The organism is Campylobacter vicugnae (assembly GCF_002139875.1).
Lineage (GTDB): Bacteria > Campylobacterota > Campylobacteria > Campylobacterales > Campylobacteraceae > Campylobacter > Campylobacter vicugnae.
The window spans coordinates 822079-837594 of sequence record NZ_CP018793.1 but is presented as its reverse complement, the minus strand read 5'-3'; the positions used below and the strand labels follow the sequence as shown (position 1 = coordinate 837594).

Genomic DNA, 15516 nt, shown 5'->3' with positions numbered 1-15516 from the left:
AATGAAAAATTATGAAAATGAGATTACTCTAGAAGAGATGAGCTATGAGCTTGAATTGGCAACTTTAGGTATGTTGTATTATTCTGGTGTTAAAAAAGAGCTATTAAATGAAGCTTTTGATAGATATATAGAGGTTATAGATGATGTGCTAGAAAATAGTAACGCAAGTGGCGTAGATGAGGTTATCGCTGTAATAGACCATATGAAAAAGAGCTATCCAGAGCTATTTAAGTAGCCTTTTGCTCTTATGTCTTAGTAATCTGATCGCTAATTGACCTTTTTTATTTAGCATTTTATAGTAGTGCCAGATATTAAATCTAAACTTAGCGATTTGAATCTGAGCAAATATCTGTTCTAAATCATCTCTTTCTTTAGCTGTTAAATTACTCAATTTATCCCCTTTAATTCTTAAGATTCTAATTATACTTTAGAGCATATTAAATATTAATAAAATTTGCTCTACATATAACTTATATTTTTCTTTTATTTAAATAATATTTCTAAGTTATAAGCAGTTAAAGATACTAATTGCTAAATAAATTTAATAATTTTAATATTTTTGCTTAAAATACTTGACAAAGGTTGGCTCAATGTTGTATAATCCATTTAGCAATTAAATATAAAGAGTGCTAATAATGAAAGTAGATAAAAGAGATTTAATATTAGAGTCTATCATTCACGCATATCTAGAAGCCAATGAGCCAATTGGATCAAGCGAACTTGGTATGAGAATGAATGTGTCTATTCCGGCATCTACTATTAGAGTCTATTTTAAAAAGCTTAGCGATGAAGGAGCTATCACACAGCTACATATAAGCGGCGGTAGAATTCCTACAGCTAGTGCAATGGAGATTTATTGGCAAAATAGGCTTGAATTTAGCTCAGCTATATCTATAAATAATAGCGATTTGTTAAATTTTTTAGTCTATGAAAATGGTATTTATTGCATGATTTTTGGAAATCAAAAGCTATTTTTAAAAGAGGTTTTAAATCTTAAAGATCGCTTTTTGATCCTTGATTTTGATATTCAAAGTATATCTATTAAATTTAGTTCAAAGGTTGAAAAATTTTTAAATAACCTAGTAGGAACTAGTTTAGATGAGTTAGATCACATCTCTATGCAGGTGGGATTAAGTGAGCTAAGAGCAAAGATTAAGGCGTTAAAAAGAAGTGAGATTTTGTTTCAAGAGAATGAAAAGATTGCTTTTGAGATTTGCAAAGATGATAATATAAAGGCGATTTTAGACCCATCATTTGGAGCAAATTTTAAAGGAAATTTAGCCTTTAGTCCGCTATTTCCTACTGGTTATATGGGCGTAAAAGCTGATGTAATCTACGAAGGAAAACCAGCTATGATGCTTTGTGCTAGTAGTGTTTATAGTGATTATGAAAAGTTTTTAAATATATTAAAGGAGGCGGCGTGAGCCAAGAAATAAATGAAAATTTAGATGAAAATCAAGCTGCAAATGAACAAAATGATCAAGTTTGCGAACAAAATGAGCAAAATAATGAGAGTGAACTAGAGAGTCAATTAGCTAAAGTTAAAGAGGATTTAATAAGAGCTACGGCTGATTTTGAAAATATTAAAAAGCGTTTAGAGCGTGAAAAAGCAGATGCTTTAAAATTTGCAAATGAGGGATTTGCTAGGGACCTTTTGCCTGTTATTGATGCTTTAGAAATCGCAGCAAATATAGATGGCGGTGATGAGATAGCAGCTATGAAAGATGGAATAAATTTAACTATAGAGCAGTTTAAAAAGTGCTTTGAAAAATATGGAATAAAAGAGATTAGCACAGATGGTGAGTTTAATCCAGAAGTGCATAATGCTATTAATTATATAGAATCAGCTGATTTACCAAGTGGCTCAATAGCTCAGGTATATCAAAAAGGCTATACATATAATGATAGAGTTTTAAGACCAAGTATGGTAGTAATCGCAAAATAAATTTAATAAAAGGATAAAAAATGAGTAAAGTAATAGGAATCGACCTAGGAACAACAAATTCATGCGTAAGCATATATGAAAGAGGCGAAAGCAAAGTTATCCCAAATAAAGAGGGTAAAAATACAACTCCAAGTGTTGTTGCTTTTACTGACAAGGGTGAAATTTTAGTTGGTGATACTGCAAAGCGTCAAGCAGTAACAAATCCGGAAAAAACAATATTTTCTATTAAAAGAATTATGGGTCTAATGATGAACGAGAAGAACGCCCAAGAGGCAAAAACTCGCTTACCATACCATATAGTAGATAGAAATGGTGCGTGTGCAGTTGAAATAGCTGGTAAAACATATACTCCACAAGAGATATCAGCTAAGGTTTTAATTAAGTTAAAAGAGGATGCTGAAGCATTTTTAGGCGAGAGTGTAACTGATGCAGTTATTACTGTTCCAGCATATTTTAACGACAGTCAAAGAAAAGCTACAAAAGAAGCTGGTACAATTGCTGGGTTAAATGTTTTACGTATTATTAATGAGCCTACAGCTGCAGCACTTGCATATGGTTTAGATAAAAAAGAGGCTGAAAAGATTGTAGTGTATGATCTAGGTGGTGGTACATTTGATGTTACAGTTCTTGAGACTGGAGATAATGTTGTTGAAGTTTTAGCTACTGGTGGTAATGCTTTTTTAGGTGGTGATGATTTTGATAATAGATTAATTGACTTTTTAGTAAGTGAGTTTAAAAGCGAGAGTGGAATTGATCTTAAAAATGATGTAATGGCTCTTCAAAGATTAAAAGAGGCTGCTGAAAATGCCAAAAAAGAGCTAAGTAGCGCAATGGAGACAACAATAAATTTACCATTTATTACAGCTGATGCTACAGGTCCAAAACACCTTACAAAAACAATAAGTAGAGCTAAATTTGAGAGTATGATAGATGATTTAGTATCTCAAACAATCTCTAAAATTAATGAAGTTGTAAAAGATGCTGGCGTAAGCAAAAGCGATATTAAAGAGATTGTAATGGTAGGTGGTTCAACTCGTGTTCCTTTAGTTCAAGATGAAGTTAAAAAAGCATTTGACAAAGATCTAAATAAATCAGTAAATCCTGATGAAGTTGTAGCTATTGGTGCTGCTATTCAAGGTGCTGTAATTAAAGGTGATGTAAAAGATGTATTATTGCTAGATGTTACTCCTCTTAGTTTAGGTATAGAGACACTTGGTGGAGTTATGAGCAAATTGATTGAAAAAGGTACAACAATTCCAACTAAAAAATCTCAAACATTCTCTACTGCAGAAGATAATCAAAGTGCAGTTACAATTAATGTCTTACAAGGTGAGCGTGAATTTAGCCGTGATAATAAAAGTCTTGGTAACTTTAATCTTGAAGGTATTATGCCAGCACCAAGAGGAGTACCACAAATTGAGGTTACATTTGATATAGATGCAAATGGTATTTTAACTGTATCTGCTAAGGATAAAGCTAGCGGTAAAGCACAAAATATCACCATCTCAGGTTCAAGCGGCTTAAGCGAAGAAGAGATTAATAAGATGGTAAATGATGCTGAGCTACACAAAGAAGAAGATAGAAAAAGAAAAGAAGCAGTAGAAGCTAGAAATGCAGCTGATAGCCTAGCGCACCAAACTCAAAAATCTCTTGATGAGCTTGGTGAAAAGATATCTGGTGAAGATAGAGCTAAGATAGAAGCAGCGCTAAATGATCTAAGAGAGACGCTAAAAGATGAGAGTGCTACAAAAGATCAAATAGATACAAAAGTAAGAGCATTAAGCGAAGCAAGCCACAAGCTAGCTGAGGCTATGTATCAAAATCAAGCTGGTGCTACTAATGCACAAGATAAGAAAAAAGATGATGATGTTATCGATGCAGAGGTAGAATAAAGCACATTAAGCTAGCCAAAAAGGCTAGCTTAAGTATAAATATATCTCATCAGATAATAAAAAATTTGGATTATAAATTCGATTATTTTTGGCTATTAATTTACCTTCATTAATTAATATTTGAGCCTTTTGAAGCATATTTGGAGTTAAATCATCTAAACTAACACCAATGATACTCCTAAGACCTAAAAATACTCTTTCAGCCATTTTATCCTCATAACTTAACTCTTCAATACTTTTTTTAAAAGGATTATTAATATAGCTATTTAGATTTGTAGCACCTTTGTATCTTTTTAGCCCAGTTGTACCTACTGCGTATGCGCCAAATCCATAATAATCATCACCACGCCAGTAGCTAAGATTGTGTTGGCAAATTTGGCCAAAATTTGAAATTTCATACTGCTTAAATCCTATATCTTGGAGTGAATTTATAAGAAATTGAGCTAAAATCGGACTATCTTTTTGATATGAAATTTTAGTACTAAACTCGCTTTCAAGCATTAAACTATAGGCTGATATATGGGTTATTTTTAACTCATTTAGTGCTTTTACTTCGTTTAAAAGTAAGGCTTTTGTATCAAGCTTTGTGCCATACATTATATCTACATTTATATTTTCAAATTTAGCTATTTTGGCATCTTCTACAGCTTTAAAAACTCTTTTGGCGTTATGAATTCTACCTAAGAATTTGAGCTTTTTCTCATCAAAACTTTGCGCTCCTAGACTTAATCTATTTACTCCAAGAGCTCTTATATGTTCAAGCCATTTTAAATTAGCTGAATTTGGGTTTGCCTCACTTGTAATCTCGCAATCATAGCTTAAATTTGGCCTTAAGTACTCAAAAATTTCATCATAAAATCTAGCATCTACACTACTTGGCGTACCTCCACCGATAAATATTGTAGAGATTTTTTTATTAAAATTAGTAGCTTTTATCTCTTTTGTTAATGCTTTAAAATATTGTTTAGTTATAGAAAATTGATCACTATGTGAGCCAAAAGCACAATATGGACATTTTGATTCACAAAATGGGATATGAATATAGATATGCAATTTATTTCCTAAATTTTATTCTAAATTTAGCAAATAGTTTATTAAATTTAGTTGATTTATTAAACTTTAAACGCTTTTAGGGTAGGATTTTTACCAAATTTTTAGGACTTAGAAAATGGATAAAGGCAAGAGATATCGCCCAAATGTAGCGGCGATTATTTTATCTCCATCTTATCCTTTAGAGTGCAAAGTATTCATCGCCCAAAGACATGATATTAGTGGGGCTTGGCAGTTTCCACAAGGCGGGATCGATGAAGGCGAATCACCCAAAGAGGCTCTTTTTAGAGAGCTTGAAGAGGAGATAGGTACAAGCGAGGTAGAGATCTTATGCGAGCATCCTAAATGGCTTGAGTATGATTTTCCTGAGAATATCGCTAAGAAAATGGCTCCATATGATGGGCAAAGGCAGCGATATTTTTTAGTTAGATTAAAGCCAAATGCTAAAATAGATCTTGCAACAAAGCATCCTGAATTTGATGATTACTGCTTTATGCCTGTAAATGATGTATTAAGCAAGGTTAATCACTTTAAAAAGGGCGCATATGCCAAGGTGCTTAAATACTTTAAAGATGAAGGGTTTATATAATGCTAATTGTTCAAAAATATGGCGGAACTAGTGTTGGAAATTTAGAAAGAATAGAAGAGGTAGCCAAAAGAGTAATTGCTACAAAAGATGCTGGCCATGATGTTGTAGTTGTAGTTTCAGCTATGAGTGGAGTTACAAATCAACTAATAGAGTATGCTGAGCATTTTGCTGGAGTTCAACCGCAAAGTGCAGATATGGATATGCTACTTAGCTCAGGCGAGAGAGTTACAAGCTCACTATTATCAATTGCGTTAAATTCAAAAGGCTATAAAGCTGTATCGTTTAGCGGAGATATGGCTGGAATTATTACTAATAATGACTTTACTAAAGCTAGAATTATTGATATTGATGGAGCTAAGATGAAAGAGGCTCTAAAAGATGGCAAGATAGTTATCGTAGCTGGATTTCAAGGTGCTACTAAAGATGGAGATACTACAACTTTAGGACGCGGAGGAAGCGATTTAAGTGCTGTAGCAGTAGCAGGAGCTTTAAAGGCTGATCTATGCGAGATTTATACTGATGTAGATGGAGTATATACCACAGATCCAAGAATAGAGCCAAAAGCTAGAAAACTTGATAAGATCAGCTATGATGAGATGCTAGAGCTAGCTAGTATGGGTGCAAAAGTATTGCAAAATAGAAGCGTAGAATTAGCTAAAAAATTAAAGGTAAATTTAGTTACAAGAAGTAGTTTTAATAATAATGAAGGCACACTAATAACAGGAGAAGCAGATATGGAAAAACCAGGAATGGAACAAGCATTAATAAGCGGTATAGCATTAGATAAAAATCAAGCAAGAGTAACTATGAGAGGTGTTGTGGATAAACCAGGCGTTGCAGCTGGTATCTTTAAAAAATTAGCTGATAAAAATATTAATGTAGATATGATTATTCAAAATACAAGTCACGAAGATGGCACTACAAGCCTTGGATTTACAGTTCCGCAAAATGAGATGGAAGCTGCTAGAAATGTAGTTGATGATGGTAGTGCAAAATCAATAGAGATAGATAGCGAAGTAGTAAAGGTAAGCGTAGTAGGTGTAGGTATGAAAAGTCATAGCGGTATTGCTTCTATGGCGTTTTCTAGTCTTGCAAATGAGGGAATTAATATTCAAATGATCTCTACAAGTGAGATTAAAATCTCAATGATAGTAGAAGCAAAATATGGCGAATTAGCCGTAAGAGCACTCCATAAAGCTTATGAGTTAGAAAAATAATGGATCTTATAAAATGGAGCTTGGATGCTATTAGGAGTTCAAGCAAGGAGCTTAGCTGGATGGAGGAGAGGCGTCTAGAGTGGGCGCCACTACTTGCATCTAGGCTTAGATATTTGATCGATGGAGCGCCATTTATTGTAATATGCGATGAAGATAGAGATTGGTTTGAGAGCTATCTTTTGCGTAGTATTAATCGTAAAGGCTCACACCGTCCGATTTTGCCATTTATCTCATTAAAATCTTTATATCCTAGATTAAATGATATAAATTCAAAAGAAGAAATAAGTCTTCTTGATGATATGCTAAGTATATCTTTTCCTAATGGATTTGTATATTTTTATATCGGAAAGAGTAGCTCAAAATTATGTGCAATAGCTAAAAATCGTGCTAGCAGTTATATGTGGCTCTTTGATGAACAGGCTGAAAATAGCTTTTATCTTAGCTCTACAGATGAGAATTTGGATTTTAAACTTTTGTCTATGTTTAGGCTATTTGATCGCACAATTGATGCAGTGCTATTTGGTCAGGTTGAGCTTTGAGTTTAGATAGTAAGATTATTATTAGCGATGATTTTGAGAGTATTAAATCCGAGTATGCCTCTATTTTAAAACCTGAATATTTAAAAATTTTTGAATATGAGAGTTTATTGATAGATGGAGCCAAAGAGATAATATCTCAAGCCTATATTGCAGAAAATCAGCCAAAAGTACTTTTGATTTTGGCTAATAAATATGGAATTGATCCACAAAATGCTCTACTAAAAATCCTAGAAGAGCCACCAAGAAATATAGTATTTGTTCTAGTAGCACCAGCTAAAAATATATTTTTGCCTACAGTTCGCTCACGCTTAAGTATTGATAATAGAGTAAAGTTAATTAAAAGCGAGCCAACAGGGATTGATTTTGCTAGGCTTAATCTTGCTTATATTAATGATTATGTATCTGCTCAATCAGCACTTGAAAAGAGCGATAAACTAAGCAAAACTCAGCTTTTAAATTTGCTTAAATCCATCATAATAGATGCAGTTAAAAATGGAGTTAAATTTAACCATGAAGATTATTTGTATTTTAATAAATTATATAGGATAACAGATCTAAATGCTAAAGCTCAAACAGTGCTTTTACCGCTACTTTTACTAATAATGCAAAGGATAAGATGAGAGCGTATAAACTAAATATTGATAGCGATTTTGAACAGATATGCCGCTTTATTGCTCCACATAAAAGCGGTGCTAAAATAATGCAAAAAAAAGCAAATTTAAATTTCATTTTAATAAAAGATATAAAGGCCGTAGCAGTAAATATCTTAAAGCAAGACTCTCTTAGTATCGGTGCTGAGCTTGTTAGTTCTCATGAGGCTATTTTTAGTGGTGATAAGCTAGAAAATGCTTTATTAATAGCAAATGATAAACAGATCCAAGCTTTAGCTAAAAAAGAGTTACTTCAAGATTTTGGACTAAAAAGCTTAGCTAAATTTCTATCAAATTCATTTAAAAAGCCAAAAAAATGTGAAATTATGGCAGTTTTAAATTTCAATAACGATAGCTTTAATCCTTCAAGTAGAGTTAGCATTGATAATGCAATCTCTCGTATAGAGGATTTAATAAGTTTAGGAGTTGATTATATAGATATTGGTATGGTTAGCTCAAGGCCAGGTAGTGAGTATATAGGTGCTAAAGCAGAATTTCAAAGAGTTTCTCCGGTTGTAGATTTAATTTATACTAACAAACTTTATGATAAGGTTGAGTTTAGCCTTGATAGTTTTGATGTTAATTGTTTAGAGTATGCTTTAGATCGTGGATTTAGTTTTGTAAATGATATAAGTGCTGATCCAAATTTGGCTTTTTTAGCTGGAAAATATGGAGCAAAATATTGCCTAATGCATAAAAATGGAGATCCAAAAACTATGCAAATCAATGTTAAAAATAGCGATATTTTGGAGATAGTTAGTGGATTTTTTGCTCAAAAATTAGATGAGATAAACAGCTCTAAAGCTAAGCAAATTTATCTTGATATAGGTATAGGTTTTGGTAAAACAGCTCGTGATAATATGGCGCTTATTAAGCATTTAGAGCATTTTTTATCCTTTGGGTATCCGCTTTTAGTAGGAGCTAGTAGAAAATCAATAATAGATTATTATAGTCCAAGTAGCGTAGATGAACGTCTAGCTGGAAGTTTGTATCTACATCAAAAAGCGATAGAAAATGGAGCTAGTATCATTCGCACACACGACCCTAAAGAGCATATACAGATGTTAAAATTGCATAATGCATATAAGGATTTAGAGATAGTATGAATCAAAAAGAGTATTTAGAAGCAGTAAATAAGCTAAATGATTGGGCTAGAGCCTACTACACAGATGATACACCTATGGCAAGTGATGATGAGTATGATGCTTTATATCATAAGGTAGTTGAATTTGAGAGATTAAATCCAGATCTTAAGGCGGTATTTTCACCAACTAACCGAGTTGGTGGTGAGATTTTAGAGCAATTTACGAAGCTATCTCACAAAGCTAGAATGTGGTCAATGGAAGATATTTTTAGCGATGATGAACTTTTGGCTTGGATTGAGCGAGGAAAAAAGGGAGAACAGAGATTTTTTGTAGAGCCTAAATTTGATGGTGCAAGCTTAAATTTAACCTATGAAAATGGAGTTTTAATAAGTGCAGCTACTCGCGGAGATGGATCCATTGGTGAAGATGTTACTAGCAATGCTAGGGTTATTAGTTCTGTGCCTTTACAGATTCCATATAGCGGTCTTATTGAAATTAGAGGCGAAGTAGTTATAACTAAAAGTGATTTTGAAAAGATTAATGCTAATCGTGCTAAAGATGGCCAAAATTTACTAGCTAATCCTAGAAATGCAGCTGCTGGTAGCCTAAGACAATTAGACTCAAGTATAACAAAATCTAGAAAATTAAAATTTTACCCATGGGGCGTGGGTGCAAATGATCTTAAATTTGATACTCATAGTGATATGATGGATTTTGTTAGATCTTTAGGATTTTTAAGAGATGATTTTTGCAAGATTTGTAGCAGTATAGATGAGATTAGACAAGCTTATGATGAGCTTTTATCTTTAAGAGATGAAAAGCCTATAATGATGGATGGCATGGTAGTTCGTATTAATAGCTTGGCAAAATGCGATGAATTAGGATTTACAGTAAAATTTCCTAAATTTATGGTAGCCTATAAATTTCCAGCTATTCAAAAATCAGCTAAGCTTATAGATGTAGCCTTGCAAGTTGGTAGAACAGGTGTAGTCACGCCTGTTGGAGTTCTTGATGGGGTTGAGATTGATGGGGCTTTTGTTAGAAATGTTACATTACATAACTTCGATGAGATTGAGCGTCTAGGTCTTATGAAAGGCGATATGGTTTGCGTGATTAGAAGTGGCGATGTAATACCTAAGATTACTGATGTATATAAGGCCAGAAGAGATGGCCAAGAAGTAGCGATAAGCCGTCCATGCAAATGCCCTGAGTGTGGAAGTGAGCTTTTAGATGAAGGGGCATTTATTAAGTGTCAAAATTTAAGCTGCAAGGCTAGAGTTGTAAGCTCTATCATATATTTTGCTTCTAAGAAGTGTATGAATATAGATGGTCTTGGTGATGCAATTATAGAGCTTCTTTATAAAAATGGTAAAATCTCAAGTATAATTGATATATATAGATTAGATAGTTCTAGTTTTGATGGATTAGAGGGTTTTAAGAGTAAAAAAATTGAAAATACTCTAAATGCTATAAAAGCAAGTCAAAAACCACCACTTCATAGATTTATCACTTCGCTTGGGATTGAACATATTGGTGAAGTAGCAGCTAAAAAGATAGCTACAGTTTATCCTAGTAAATGGCTAGACCTTAGTATGGATGAGCTTTTAAATTTAGATGGTTTTGGCGAAGCGATGGCGCTTAGCTATTTGGAGTTTATGCGTGTTAATCGTATCAAAGTAGTAGAGTTATTAGAGTATATAACTCCAATTATAGATGAAATAAACACTACTCAAAATATATTTAGCGGTAAAACAGTAGTAATAACTGGCACTCTTTCTCGCCCTAGAGATGAGATTAAGGCTGAATTAGAGAGCTTTGGAGCAAAGGTTAGCGGGTCAGTATCATCTAAAAGTGATTTTGTATTAAGCGGAGAATCAAGCGGAAGTAAATATCAAAAGGCTTTATCTTTAGGTATTAAAATAATAGATGAGATAGAGTATGAAAGATTAAAAAATGAGAGCTGATTTAGCTGTATCAAAGGCTTTAAATATTAGTAGAAATCAAGCAGCTGGACTTATAGAAAATGGCGTAGTATTGGCTGATTCAAAAATTATCAAAAAAGCCAGTCAAGAGATTGATAAAGATCAAATCATAGAGGTAAAATCTCAAATTTATGTTAGTAGAGCTGCACTTAAATTGGCTGGATTTTTAGATGAGATTAAGCTAAATTTAAAAGATAAAATTGCTTTAGATATTGGTTCAAGCACAGGAGGCTTTGTGCAAATTTTATTAGAAAATGGCATTAAGCAAGTTACAGCTCTTGATGTAGGAACTATGCAACTTAGTGCAAATTTAAGAGATGATAGCAGAGTAATAATTCAAGAAAATAGAGATATTAGAGATTTTGTAAGTGAGTTTAAATTTGATCTTATTACTGCTGATGTGAGCTTTATTTCGTTGTTAAATATTATTATGCATATTGATAGGCTTGCACTTGATGATATTATACTATTATTTAAGCCACAGTTTGAAGTGGGAATAAATGCTAAACGCACCAAAAATGGTGTAGTAAAAGATGAAAAAGCTATAAATAAAGCGATGATAAATTTTGAGACTCAGTGTAATGCTTTAGGTTGGAAGTTAATTAAAAAAAGTGAGTCAAAAATAAAAGGCAAGGAAGGCAATATTGAACTATTCTACTATTTCAAAAAGTAGTGTAAAATCTGTAGCTATTGGAAGTTTTGATGGTATTCACAAAGGGCATAAAGAGTTAATTAAAAAGCTTGGCGATGGTGGTGCTTTGGTTGTAATACGCAATGGTAGAGCCTGTTTAACTCCAGGAGATAGACGCCAAGAGTATAGCGGTGTACCTTGTTTTTATTATGAACTTAAGGATATTTTGGATCTTAGAGGTGATGAGTTTATAGATATGCTTAAGAGGGATTTTGTAAATTTAAATAAGATTGTAGTTGGCTATGATTTTAAATTTGGCAAAGATAGAGCCTGGGATAAGCATGATTTGGGTCATATTTTTAGCGGTGAGGTAGTTGTAGTAGATGAGTTTTGCTTTGATGGGCTTGGAGTGCATAGTTCAGCTATTAAAAGATTTTTACGCGATGGTGATATATATAGGGCTAATCGCCTATTGGGTCGTGAGTATAGTGTAGTTGGCAAGGTGATAGCTGGTCAAGGAATTGGCAAAGAGCATCTATACGCTACTTTAAATTTAGATATAACTCCATATTTGGCACCTTGTGATGGAGTTTATGCTACAAGGACAAAGATAGATGAAAACACTTATAGCTCTATAACATTTGTTGGATATAGGCTTAGTACTGATGGCAAGTTTGCTATTGAAAATCATATCTTAGATAATGATATAGATATAACGCCTAATAGTGTGAGGGTTTGCTTTGTAGAGTGGATTAGGGATAATAAGAAATTTGATAGCCTTGATGAGCTTAAAAAGCAGATCGCAAAAGATATAATAATAGCTAAAAATGTTGCTAAAAGCTGTGATTTAAGCATAGATGAGATAAGCTTGCACTCAAGAAATTTAGAAGGGGTTTATAAGTGAGAGATGAGGTCTTTAAAAATGTAATAAGCAAGCAGTTTGAATTTGATGAAAGTGTAGCTAGTGTATTTGATGATATGGTATCTAGATCGGTGCCATTTTATAAACAGACTCAAGAGCTGATTGTTTTATTTTTATCTAAAAGATTAGGGCAGGGTGCTAAGGTTGTTGATCTTGGATGCTCTACTGCTACTACGCTTTTAGAACTTTATAGATTGCGTCCTGATCTTGAACTTGTAGGTTTAGATAGTAGTCCTGCTATGTTACAAAGAGCTACAAATAGAGCCAATGGATATGGTGCAAAGCTTAATCTTATAGAGGCTGATATTTTAGAATATGATTATGGCAAGGCTGATGCAGTGCTTTTAAATTATACATTACAGTTTATTAGACCTATTAAAAGAGATGATTTTGTAAAGAAAATTTTTGCTAGTTTGGAATATGATGGTTTATTTGTATTTAGCGAAAAGCTAGTATATGATGATAAAAAGCTAGATTTAGAGATGATTAATATATATCAAGAGTATAAAGAAGCTCAAGGTTACTCTAAATTTGAGATAGCTCAAAAGCGTCAAGCGTTAGAAAATGTTTTGATACCATATAGTGAAAATGAGAATAAGGAGCTATGTAAAAATGCTGGATTTTGTAATGTAGAAACCTTGTTTAAATGGGCAAATTTTGCCTCATTTGTAGCATTTAAGTAGTATAGATTATATATTTTTGAGTTTTTGCTTAGTTGGCTTTATTAGCCTTTAATCAAATTTAATGTAGAATTATCATTATTTAAAGGGGCTTTTTTGAGATATTTGGGTTTATTATTTTTGATATTTGCTTCTAGTTTTGGTGCTGATACAGTTACTGTACCTACGATGAATCTTAGTCTTAGCGCACCAGATACACCACAACAGCTAGTAACAAGCCTAAATGTCCTTGTAGTTCTTACTCTACTTGCTCTTGCACCGTCGCTTATTTTTGTTATGACTAGCTTTTTACGCTTAGTTATAGTGTTTTCATTTTTACGTCAAGCTATGGGTACTCAGCAGATGCCACCTACTAATGTGCTTATATCTTTGGCTTTAATTTTGACATTTTTTATTATGGAACCAGTGGCTAAACAAAGTTATGAACAAGGTATAAAGCCATATTTAGATGAGCAAATTAGCTATCAAGAGGCTTTTGATAGAGGTTCAAAGCCTTTTAAAGAATTTATGATACGCAATACTAGAGAGAAGGATTTAGCTTTATTTTATAGAATTCGCGACTTGCCTAATCCAGCTACGGTAGATGATATACCATTTACAATAGCAGCACCGGCATTTATTATTAGTGAGTTAAAAACAGCATTTGAGATAGGATTTTTGCTATACTTACCATTTTTGGTAATTGATATGGTAGTTAGTTCTGTATTAATGGCAATGGGTATGATGATGTTACCCCCAGTTATGATATCCTTGCCGTTTAAGTTGCTTATTTTTGTTCTTGTAGATGGATGGAATCTTTTAGTAGGAAATCTCGTAGCAAGTTTTAAGTAGCGATAAGATATAGCGTTGGCATGGTAAAAAATAGTGCTATCATTCCAATAGCTACTGCTGATATAGCTAAATTAGAATCTAAATTCGCCTTTAATATCATTGCACTTGCTAAAACCATTGGCGGTGTTGCAACCTCTATTAGGCCTATGATCCATTTTTGATTTATCTCAAAACCAAAAGCCTTAGCAATTAGTAAAAATATAATTGGAGCCAATATCATCTTAGCTCCAATTACTATAGAACAGCTTTTATATGAGCTTTTGATGCTATTAAATCCAAGCTTCATTCCAACAGCAAAAAGTGCTACTGGTATAACGCTATTTGAGAACATTTTAAGAGGATCAAAAATAATTTCTGGAAGATTGAAATTTTTTAAAATAAGAGCCAAACTAAGAGCTATAAATGGAGGGAATTTAATTATTTTTATACTATTTTGGATAATTGATACTCTTGTAGGTGCGCCAAAACTAAGTATTAATGGCCCTAGTATGCTAATAGGTAAAGCAGTAACAATTTGATCATAAAATATAACATCATTTATTGCACTTTGCCCATAAAGTCCTTGAGTAATAGGAATACCGATAAATAAGGTATTGCCAAATAGACTAAGCAAGGCTATACTAGCTAAAGTAGGGCGTGTAAATTTAAGCATTATTCCAACGCTAATAGCCACAAAAGCAGCAAAAAATGATGAGAAAAATCCAGTAATTATCACACTTATTAATGTAGTATCGATATTTAGATGATAGACCTTATCAAATATTAAAGCAGGTAAGGCAAACCAAAGTATAAAATCTAAAAATACTATAGCACTATTTGGTGAGATAATCCTAACTCTTTTAGCAAGATATCCACTAAATAACAATATAAACATTGAAAATAGTGGATATACAATCATCTCTTAAGCGACTTTCTTTTATGTAGATATATGTAAATAGCAGTAATTAATCCTACTACTAAGAGTAGATAGATGGTAATTTGTGTTAAATACTCTTTAATTAGCTCTTTTTGATCGCCAATATAGTAACCTATAGCTAGCAAAATTGCAACCCAAATTCCAGCCCCAAGTGTAGTATATAAACTAAAAGTAAAAATATTCATCTTTGCAAGTCCGGCTGGTAGGCTAATATATTGCCTAATACCTGGAATTAAACGGCAATTAAATGTAGAAATTTCTCCATAACGGTTAAAAAAGCTCTCAAATTTAGTCATTTTTTCATCTGTGATACCGACATATTTGCCATATTTTGCTATAAATGGCCTACCTAAAAAGTAGCATAGATAGTAGTTAAAAAGCGCTCCAGCAAGACTCCCAAACGCTCCAGCACCAAATGCCATATATAAATTCATCTGCCCAGTATAAACCAAATAACCAGCTGGAATCATAACTACCTCGCTAGGAAAAGGAAAAAAGCTACTCTCTAAAGCCATTAATAAAAATATCCCTAAATATCCCCAATCAGCTACTAAATCAACCAAATAAGTTACAATATTTTCTAACAT

At 32.9% G+C, this 15516-nt stretch carries 18 protein-coding genes; 14 read left to right on the top strand and 4 right to left on the bottom strand.

What is annotated here, in order from left to right:
* Position 1 precedes the first annotated feature (1 nt).
* Positions 2-235 carry a hypothetical protein gene (locus tag CVIC12175_RS04395; protein WP_086246393.1) on the top strand — a complete coding sequence of 78 codons (234 nt, stop codon included), beginning with the start codon at positions 2-4 and terminating at the stop codon, positions 233-235.
* Here CVIC12175_RS04395 and CVIC12175_RS08545 read toward each other — a convergent pair.
* Positions 224-391: a hypothetical protein gene (locus CVIC12175_RS08545; RefSeq protein ID WP_180380640.1), complete on the bottom strand. Its 168-nt coding sequence runs from the start codon at positions 389-391 to the stop codon at positions 224-226. The two genes, CVIC12175_RS04395 and CVIC12175_RS08545, sit on opposite strands and share 12 nt — an antisense overlap.
* A gap of 244 nt (positions 392-635) precedes the next feature.
* Here CVIC12175_RS08545 and CVIC12175_RS04390 point away from each other — a divergent pair, with 244 nt between their 5' ends.
* Genes CVIC12175_RS04390 through dnaK form a run of 3 tightly spaced genes read left to right on the top strand, consistent with a single transcriptional unit; the run spans position 636 to position 3837 of the window.
* Positions 636-1424: an HrcA family transcriptional regulator gene (locus CVIC12175_RS04390; protein ID WP_086302286.1), complete on the top strand. Its 789-nt coding sequence runs from the start codon at positions 636-638 to the stop codon at positions 1422-1424.
* Positions 1421-1945 (top strand): nucleotide exchange factor GrpE, encoded by a 525-nt coding sequence (gene grpE, locus CVIC12175_RS04385; RefSeq protein ID WP_086256139.1) that lies wholly within the window; start codon positions 1421-1423, stop codon positions 1943-1945. The genes CVIC12175_RS04390 and grpE overlap by 4 nt, the downstream gene beginning before the upstream one ends.
* Before the next feature lie 20 nt (positions 1946-1965).
* Positions 1966-3837, top strand: coding sequence for a molecular chaperone DnaK (dnaK, locus tag CVIC12175_RS04380; RefSeq protein ID WP_086246396.1), 1872 nt, complete (start codon positions 1966-1968; stop codon positions 3835-3837).
* Positions 3838-3861: 24 nt separating this feature from the next.
* Here dnaK and hemW read toward each other — a convergent pair whose 3' ends face one another.
* Positions 3862-4890: a radical SAM family heme chaperone HemW gene (gene hemW, locus CVIC12175_RS04375; protein ID WP_086257029.1), complete on the bottom strand. Its 1029-nt coding sequence runs from the start codon at positions 4888-4890 to the stop codon at positions 3862-3864.
* 115 nt (positions 4891-5005) lie between these two features.
* Here hemW and CVIC12175_RS04370 point away from each other — a divergent pair, with 115 nt between their 5' ends.
* From CVIC12175_RS04370 to fliP, 10 genes are all read left to right on the top strand, one after another.
* On the top strand, positions 5006-5476 hold the full coding sequence (locus CVIC12175_RS04370; protein ID WP_086246398.1) for an RNA pyrophosphohydrolase: 471 nt from the start codon (positions 5006-5008) through the stop codon (positions 5474-5476).
* The gene (locus tag CVIC12175_RS04365; RefSeq protein WP_086246399.1) at positions 5476-6693 is read left to right on the top strand and encodes an aspartate kinase; all 1218 of its coding nucleotides are present in this window, start codon (positions 5476-5478) and stop codon (positions 6691-6693) included. Before CVIC12175_RS04370 ends, CVIC12175_RS04365 begins: the two co-directional genes overlap by 1 nt.
* On the top strand, positions 6690-7232 hold the full coding sequence (locus CVIC12175_RS04360; protein WP_086257030.1) for a HobA family DNA replication regulator: 543 nt from the start codon (positions 6690-6692) through the stop codon (positions 7230-7232). The genes CVIC12175_RS04365 and CVIC12175_RS04360 overlap by 4 nt, the downstream gene beginning before the upstream one ends.
* Complete coding sequence (locus CVIC12175_RS04355; protein ID WP_086254493.1) at positions 7229-7852, top strand: DNA polymerase III subunit delta'; 624 nt, start codon at positions 7229-7231, stop codon at positions 7850-7852. The genes CVIC12175_RS04360 and CVIC12175_RS04355 overlap by 4 nt, the downstream gene beginning before the upstream one ends.
* Positions 7849-8988, top strand: a complete 1140-nt coding sequence (gene folP / locus CVIC12175_RS04350; protein ID WP_086315882.1) for a dihydropteroate synthase — start codon at positions 7849-7851, stop codon at positions 8986-8988. The genes CVIC12175_RS04355 and folP overlap by 4 nt, the downstream gene beginning before the upstream one ends.
* Positions 8985-10931, top strand: a complete 1947-nt coding sequence (gene ligA / locus CVIC12175_RS04345) for an NAD-dependent DNA ligase LigA (protein WP_086302292.1) — start codon at positions 8985-8987, stop codon at positions 10929-10931. Before folP ends, ligA begins: the two co-directional genes overlap by 4 nt.
* Entirely contained in the window at positions 10921-11622 is a 702-nt protein-coding gene (gene tlyA, locus CVIC12175_RS04340; RefSeq protein WP_086234527.1) for a 23S rRNA (cytidine-2'-O)-methyltransferase TlyA, read from the top strand. Before ligA ends, tlyA begins: the two co-directional genes overlap by 11 nt.
* Entirely contained in the window at positions 11591-12484 is an 894-nt protein-coding gene (locus tag CVIC12175_RS04335; protein ID WP_086256633.1) for a bifunctional riboflavin kinase/FAD synthetase, read from the top strand. Before tlyA ends, CVIC12175_RS04335 begins: the two co-directional genes overlap by 32 nt.
* A complete protein-coding gene (gene cmoA / locus CVIC12175_RS04330) occupies positions 12481-13185 on the top strand; it encodes a carboxy-S-adenosyl-L-methionine synthase CmoA (RefSeq protein ID WP_086256146.1) in 705 nt (234 codons plus the stop codon). Before CVIC12175_RS04335 ends, cmoA begins: the two co-directional genes overlap by 4 nt.
* A gap of 102 nt (positions 13186-13287) precedes the next feature.
* Positions 13288-14013, top strand: coding sequence for a flagellar type III secretion system pore protein FliP (gene fliP, locus CVIC12175_RS04325; protein WP_407932375.1), 726 nt, complete (start codon positions 13288-13290; stop codon positions 14011-14013).
* Here the strand turns inward: fliP and CVIC12175_RS04320 are convergent.
* Positions 14006-14911: an AEC family transporter gene (locus tag CVIC12175_RS04320; protein ID WP_086256147.1), complete on the bottom strand. Its 906-nt coding sequence runs from the start codon at positions 14909-14911 to the stop codon at positions 14006-14008. The two genes, fliP and CVIC12175_RS04320, sit on opposite strands and share 8 nt — an antisense overlap.
* Positions 14908-15516 carry a DedA family protein gene (locus CVIC12175_RS04315; RefSeq protein ID WP_086256634.1) on the bottom strand — a complete coding sequence of 203 codons (609 nt, stop codon included), beginning with the start codon at positions 15514-15516 and terminating at the stop codon, positions 14908-14910. Before CVIC12175_RS04315 ends, CVIC12175_RS04320 begins: the two co-directional genes overlap by 4 nt.